A 7,090-nucleotide genomic window follows, 5' to 3' on the forward strand; every position below is an offset into this window, starting at 1 on the left:
TAATTCGCTTAATTGTCTTTTTTTATCTCTATAGTACTTGCTCTATTTTAGATAAAAAAAAGAGCAAGGATCATGAAAACAAAGTTACTACCATTAGCAATATTGTGTGGCTCAAGCGCATTATTCACTGGCTGTTCAGACTCAGACAATAAACAGCAGTTTAAAAAAGTTGAAGTTCCCCAAGCAAAAGTAGTGAGTGACGGAACCAAAATAGAAGTTCGCTTGTTAGAGACCACAGATTTGCATGCCAATCTACTGAACTTTAACTACTTTGCAGATAAACAAGACGATAAAGTGGGTCTGGTAAAAACGGCTGCTTTGATCCGCCAAGCGCGCGAACAGGCAACCAACTCAGTATTGGTAGATAACGGAGATTTAATTCAAGGCAGCCCGTTGGGTGACTATATGGCTAAGATTAAAAACTTAGCGGATGGTGAAGTACATCCTGTTTATGCAGCAATGAATACATTGGATTATGATGTAGCGAATATTGGTAATCATGAATTTAACTTTGGGTTAGAGTTTTTAGATGAAGCAATTGATGATGCGAACTTTCCTTATATTTCGGCCAATGTATTTAAAGATGATGGCGATGATGACGCCAACAACGATGAGCCTTTATTTTCACCTTATGTGATCCAAGAAAAGACCTTTAAAGATACTGATGGTACGGAGCATACTATTAATGTTGGCTTTATTGGTTTTGTACCCCCACAAATTATGCAATGGGATAAAGCGAATCTTGAAGGCAAAGTGATTGCTAAAGATATAATTGAAATGGCCAATCACTATGTACCAAAGATGAAAGAAGAAGGCGCTGATTTAATTGTTGCTATTCCTCATTCTGGATTAGAAGTAAGCGCTAAAAAACCCTTAGCAGAAAACGCCAGTTATTACTTGTCTAAAGTTGAAGGCATTGATGCCATTATGTTTGGGCATGCTCATGCAAACTTCCCAGGCCCGCGCTATGAAGGTTTAGCAGAGCATGGTGTAGATGTTGAAAAGGGCACTGTGAATGGCGTAGCGGCAGTAATGCCTGGCTTTTGGGGCAATCACTTAGGTGTGATTGACCTAACTTTAGAGTACACATCAGGTAAGTGGCAGGTGAGCGACTCACAGTCAACTCTACAGGCCATTTATGAAACTGATGCAAACCGTGTAACCACTGCACTTGTAGAAAATGATGCGCAAGTAGAGTCGGCAGTTACACAAGCGCACCAAGAAACTCGCGACTGGGTTAATGCGCCATTTGCAAAAATCACAAGTCCAGTAAATAGCTATTTTGCTTTGGTGAATGACGACCCGTCTATTCAAATAGTGACTGATGCGCAAACTTGGTATACGCAAAAAATTGTTCAGGGTACTGAACTGGATGGCTTACCTATTTTATCCGCAGGCGCACCATTTAGAGCAGGCCGTGGTGGTGCTGATGACTATACCTCAATAGCAAAGGGGGATATTGCATATCGAAATGTTGCTGACTTATATATATACCCTAATGTATTAAAAGTATTGAAGCTATCCGGTGCTCAAGTAAAAGAGTGGCTAGAAATGTCTGCCGGTCAATTTATGCAAATTGATACTGCCAGTACAGACGTTCAAATGCTGATCAACCCTGATTTTCCGTCGTATAATTTTGATGTGCTAGATGGTGTGACATATAAAGTTGATGTCACTCAACCTGCAAGATACAACGCCAAAGGGGAAAAAGTATCTGATGGTCAGCGTATTATTGCATTGACCTATCAAGGTCAGCCAGTAAGTGCACAGCAGCAGTTTTTGGTTGCAACCAATAACTACCGTGCTTCTGGTGGCGGTAACTTCCCAGCTATTGGCGCAGATAAAATAGTGGTTGATTCACCAGATGAGAACCGCCAAGTTGTCGCTGATTATATTGCTCATCAAAGTAGTAAAAATAACGGCCAAGGCCTTAATCCAGCAGCCGATATGAACTGGTCATTCGCACCTGTTGCGAATGTACAAATTCAATTCACCAGTGCAAATAGTGATGATGCAAAAGCATATAGTGAGCAATTTAGTCATATTTTGCCGACCACAGAAGTTAACGAAGCAGGCTTTGCAATTTACCAACTGGATTTAACTCAACCTCAGTAATTTGTGCTTATCAGCGCATAAAAACAGCCCCATTGTTAGGGGCTGTTTAACCTAACCCTAGCTGTAGTCTTTGCTTTGCAAAGTGATAGGAACTTCAAACAATAACGGGAACTTTAGAATGAAACCTATGTATAGGAATAGCGCGCTTGCTTTGCTTATTGGCACAAGCATAGCCTGCGGCTCAGCATATGCTGCTGATGCTTACAGTTGGAACAATGTCGCACCAGTTAAAACGCCAACGGCGAGCAATAATAATGGTAAAACAGTTTATTTTGATGTATCGCACGGTGGTGTTGAAGGTAATGCTGATTGGGTAATTGATGGTGCATTTTCTGATTTTGCAGATGCTTTAGTACAAGAAGGTTATACGGTAAAAGAATACCGTGGTGTTGATTTAAACAATGATGGCCGCATTCGCTTTTTTGACGACCGTGTTAATGGCGCAAATCAAAATGAAGCAATCATTACTTATAACGCCATTAAAGATGCAGATGTGTTTGTATTGGCTGAAACTAACCGCCCTTTTACGTTAAGCGAACAAGCGGCGCTTGAGCAGTTTGTTGCTGCGGGTAAAGGTATTTTCTTTGTGGCAGATCACTATGATGCTGACCGTAACTTAAATACTTGGGATGCAACAGAAGTATTTAATGGCTATAACCGCTCAGATTTAAGTAAATACAACATGGGTGGCGCTTATGGTGATTGGCGTAACCCTAAAAGTGCTAATGCGGGCTGGTTAGTTGAAAACTTTGGTATTCGCTTTCGCTTTAACGGAGTAGATTACAAGCAAGGTGTGAGCGGCGTTGTTGCGAGCAATAAAACTGAAGGGATCACCCAAGGTGTGCAGCCAATTTTAATGGCGGCAGGTGCGACTTTAGCAGTTGTTGACCCACAAAAAGCAAAAGGCTTGGTGTACTTCTCTGAGTCTGACACCCCGGTAAAATGGCGACATGCAAAAGACCAAGGTTTATACTTTGGCGGTGCAGCAGAGGGCCCTTATGCCGCGATTGCAAAGTCGGGTGCAGGTAAAGCGGCATTCATTGGCGACTCATCACCCATTGAAGACGCAACCCCTAAATATCGCCGTCAAGATAATGCCAATACTAAAAAAACTTATCCTGGATGGACTGATTCGGGAAATGCTGCGGTTTTAGCGGTAAATATTATAAATTGGCTAGCAACACCTGAGAGTTACCAGTATTTTGACGGTACAAATGGCCGAGTGAGTGGGGTTGCAACGCCAACGCCAATGGCAGTTCAAGAATACACAGATCCTAACAATGGTCAGCCTTGGGGCACGCCTGCAAGTGGCTTTAATGCGTGGGATACAGATACCTATAAAAACAACTCGTTTAATGCACCATATGGTGATGGGCAAACTAACCCAGACCCTGATCCAGACCCTACACCAACACCGGGTAATACTGTCTCTGTAGAGCAAGCGTTAGCAGCATCACAAGGCACTGAGCTGGTGGTTATTGGTAAAGTAACTGCGGCGGTAAATGGCATTTATGGTTTAGACTTAACCGACTTAAATAACCCTTCGAGCCACATTTATGTCAAGCTTGAAAGCGCTCAGCGCAGTGACTTTAACCCACAGTTAAACCCTAGTATTTTAAACCAGAATATCATTGTTACTGGTAAGCGTAATAGCTATATGGGCGAGCCGGGTTTACGTTATGTAAGTGATATTCAAATTGCCCCTACGGCGCTTTCGGTAGAGCAAGCATTAGCAACCGCACAAGGCGAAAGTATTGAATTAACGGGACGTGTTAAATCTGCACTTAATAATATTTATGCATTGGTGTTAGAAGATAGCAATAACCCAAGTTTTACTATTAATGTGAAGCTTGAAAAATCTCAGCGCAGTGCATTTAGCCCACAATTAAACCCATCAATTTTAGATGCTCAGTTACTTATCAAAGGTGTTCGAGATAGTTACATGAGTGCACCGGGTGTACGTCAAGTAAACTCTATTGAAGTACTTGATGGCAGTGGAAGTACACAGCCAGACCCAAATGGCGATTTATCTGTCAGCGATGTATTGGCAATGAACAATGGCCAAGCCGTGGTTGTTGCTGGGGTTATCACCTCGGCAATTAACGGCAAATATGCATTAGTACTAAGTGATGATAATAATGGCTCTGATACGCTGTACATTAAGCTTGAGTCATCGCAACGAGGTGCATTTAGCCCGCAATTAAACCCAAGTGTTGTAGGTAAGCGTTTGCGTGTTGAAGGCATTAAGAATGATTATATGAGTCATGCTGGTGTGCGCAACGTAAGCAAATTAACTTTACTTGATTAACGGTTGAACTAGGAAAATTAAAGGGCCGGATGGCCCTTTTTTAGTTTATGGCTTTTAAGGTGCTACATGTTGCACCTTTAATATGCTTTTCAACTAACAATGTAATACGGCTTTTAAGCCAATCAGGGCCGTAATCACTCATATCGTTGTGTTTAGACTGAGCTATTTTTACCACGCAGCTGCCTTGGCTTTTTTGTTCTTGCTCGGTTGGTAAAACCCCCAAGTCAGCAGCAAAGTCGCTAGCACGAATAGACAGCACGCGAATGTTTTTGGCTCTAGGTAATGGTACTCTGCGGTGATCGAGGGTAATAATATCGCTGATAAAAGTAACGCCTTGGCTTGCTAGTAGTGATGATATGTCACCGCCATTAGAGTGTCCAAGTAGCATTAGCTTGTTAAAGTCGTAATTTGGATAGCGCTTTGCTAAATGCTCACGTACCACTTGAACTGTTTTTGCGCCGCGTTGCCAGTTTTCTTGTCGAGTTTCGAACAAGTTGCCAGAGATAGATAATGGTGGATCGCTGGGGAGTTCATGACCAATCGCGACACTTAGGTATCCTAGCTCATTAAGCTTATTAGAAATGAATTGGTACTTTGTATGTTCAACGCCATACCCTGCATTTATAAAAGCGACACTACACTGTTTACCGGTGGTACATGCTTGGTGTTTTATTGGTTGAGATACTGCGATGGGGATCTGACGTTGACGCTTGTCATCATTTATTGTGGTGATTGCAAAGCTATTCATACTTGCTGCCAGCAAAGCCAAGGCACTAACTAATGTGGTGCGCATATCGCTGCTTCTTTTTATTATTTTCATCAATTTTGGTCAGCAAGTATAATGAAAAAATGCCTTAATCTCAGGGTAATTGGTTGAAATGTATTTATCTTTTTCTCGACCTTAGCTTTTGTTTAACTTAACCTCAAGTTTGGATAAATGTTATATTTTGCAATATAAGCGCTGCATAACGAATAAGGAATTTACTGTGAGTCTCTCTACTTTACTACTTTTTATACCAGCCTGTTTTGCCTTGAATCTGGCTCCTGGACCAAACAATTTGTTAGCATTTAATAATGCGCAGCGTTATGGCTTTAGTAGTGCAATAGTTGGGGGCTTTGGGCGGCTACTGGCATTTGTGATTATGATAACGTTGGCTGCAAGTGGATTGGCTGTGGTGCTACTTACCTCACAATGGCTATTTTTTGCGATAAAATTATTAGGTGCTGGTTACTTATTTTGGCTGGCAATAAAGCTTTGGCGCGCGCCAGTTCACACCGCTTTATCAAGTCAATTTTTGCAGGCTTCTAAGTTTCAACTAGCCAAGCAAGAGTGTTTGCTTGCACTGGGTAATCCTAAAGCTATTTTGATATTTACGGCATTTTTACCGCAATTTATTGAGCCATCTAAAGCGGTGGGGGAGCAGTTTGTACAGTTAGGGGGCTTATTTTTATTACTAGAATTAATTGCCGTTAGTATGTATGCAGCAATGGGGGCATTTTTGCAAAATTGGTTTAAGCGCACCTCTGTTATGCAGTATTTTAATCGCGGTTGTGCAACGCTCATTGCAGCACTGGGCATTGGTATGTTACTTGATGCAAAAACGCGCTAACTATTTATTATAAAAGCTAAATTAGCACTTCTTGATATTTTTATCGTGACGATAAGAATATTTCCCAGCACCTTTGGGTACTATTTTGTACTCTACGCCTCTTTAATGTTTATTCGCTACGAGTCTAAGCCTGCGTAAAGCGAGGTCACACTGTGGCGCTTGCAACCGTAAACAATTTAACTGGGTTAACAGGTTTTGGTTTTCATATCGTGGAAGTTGGGCGAGAGTCGACCAAATCTCATAAGCATTACCACAAAGACGAGTGTGTATGTGCTTGAAGATCAAGCTATGCTGTTACCAATACATCCAAAACTAATTTAAAAGAACTGATCATGGCCATATTAACAAAACGTGCGCAAATTTGTGATGAGGCGCTAGAGGCAGTTGCTCATATGCCAACCCGCAGTTTGCCAACTTTAATGGGCGGGGAATTTGGTAGTAGTTTGAGTGATGCTGATTTTATGCGCATAGCGGTGCTACTGGCACAAAAAAGCTATCAAGAGGGAGGTTGCCCAATTGGCGCTGTGATAGTAGATAACTTAACAAAAAGCATTGTAGGTAAAGGCCACAATACCCTAGTACAAGAAGATCACCCTTATAACCATGGTGAAACCTCGGCCATTCGCGATGCTGGGCGAATCGACTTTAGTAAAACCACCTTGTATACCAGTTTAAGCCCCTGTGATGTATGCGCCACTTTGTTGTACATGCGCGGGTTTAGTAAAGTTGTGGTGGGGGATGTAACCAATGCCTCTGGCAACGAAAGCTTACTACAAGAAAAAGGTGTTGAGGTTGAGATACTTGAAGATTCAGTAGGAATTGCACAGTATGCCAAATTTAGAGAAGAAAAACCCGATCAAGACTTAGAAGATTGGCAAGGTGTGAGCGCGGTGAAAAATTCTAGGGTGCTTTAATAATTCACTGTCATAACTTTAAGTGTATTAGTTCAGACAAGATCTGACACATCAACTTGAAAAAGTGAGAGTTACCCGTTTTGATAAAAGGTGTCGAATCTTTAAATCAAAACATATAAGAGGTAACTCTCATGCTACATACT

General features: G+C 41.6%; 5 protein-coding genes. 4 read left to right on the plus strand and 1 reads right to left on the minus strand.

Annotated elements, in window-relative coordinates:
* Positions 1-72: 72 nt before the first annotated feature.
* Entirely contained in the window at positions 73-2,115 is a 2,043-nt protein-coding gene (locus OCI93_RS16575) for a bifunctional 2',3'-cyclic-nucleotide 2'-phosphodiesterase/3'-nucleotidase (protein ID WP_261594437.1), read from the plus strand.
* 118 nt (positions 2,116-2,233) lie between these two features.
* Entirely contained in the window at positions 2,234-4,423 is a 2,190-nt protein-coding gene (locus tag OCI93_RS16580) for a DUF6359 domain-containing protein (protein ID WP_261594436.1), read from the plus strand.
* A gap of 40 nt (positions 4,424-4,463) precedes the next feature.
* Here OCI93_RS16580 and OCI93_RS16585 read toward each other — a convergent pair whose 3' ends face one another.
* Complete coding sequence (locus OCI93_RS16585; RefSeq protein ID WP_261626854.1) at positions 4,464-5,216, minus strand: alpha/beta hydrolase; 753 nt, start codon at positions 5,214-5,216, stop codon at positions 4,464-4,466.
* Positions 5,217-5,409: 193 nt separating this feature from the next.
* Between OCI93_RS16585 and OCI93_RS16590 the strand changes: the two genes are divergently transcribed.
* Together OCI93_RS16590 and OCI93_RS16595 are read left to right on the plus strand one after the other, a co-directional pair.
* A complete protein-coding gene (locus OCI93_RS16590) occupies positions 5,410-6,033 on the plus strand; it encodes a LysE family translocator (protein ID WP_261626855.1) in 624 nt (207 codons plus the stop codon).
* Positions 6,034-6,365: 332 nt separating this feature from the next.
* Positions 6,366-6,947 carry a nucleoside deaminase gene (locus tag OCI93_RS16595; RefSeq protein WP_261594433.1) on the plus strand — a complete coding sequence of 194 codons (582 nt, stop codon included), beginning with the start codon at positions 6,366-6,368 and terminating at the stop codon, positions 6,945-6,947.
* The last annotated feature ends 143 nt before the right edge of the window (positions 6,948-7,090 follow it).

Source organism: Pseudoalteromonas holothuriae, assembly GCF_945859825.1.
In the GTDB taxonomy this organism is placed as follows: domain Bacteria; phylum Pseudomonadota; class Gammaproteobacteria; order Enterobacterales; family Alteromonadaceae; genus Pseudoalteromonas; species Pseudoalteromonas holothuriae.

What these genes read in the sequence shown, in the direction of transcription:
- OCI93_RS16595 (WP_261594433.1), top strand. Translation starts at nt 6,366, where the DNA reads ATGGCCATATTAACAAAACGTGCGCAAATTTGTGATGAGGCGCTAGAG.
- OCI93_RS16575 (WP_261594437.1), top strand. Translation starts at nt 73, where the DNA reads ATGAAAACAAAGTTACTACCATTAGCAATATTGTGTGGCTCAAGCGCA.
- OCI93_RS16585 (WP_261626854.1), bottom strand. Translation starts at nt 5,216, where the DNA reads ATGCGCACCACATTAGTTAGTGCCTTGGCTTTGCTGGCAGCAAGTATG.
- OCI93_RS16580 (WP_261594436.1), top strand. Translation starts at nt 2,234, where the DNA reads ATGAAACCTATGTATAGGAATAGCGCGCTTGCTTTGCTTATTGGCACA.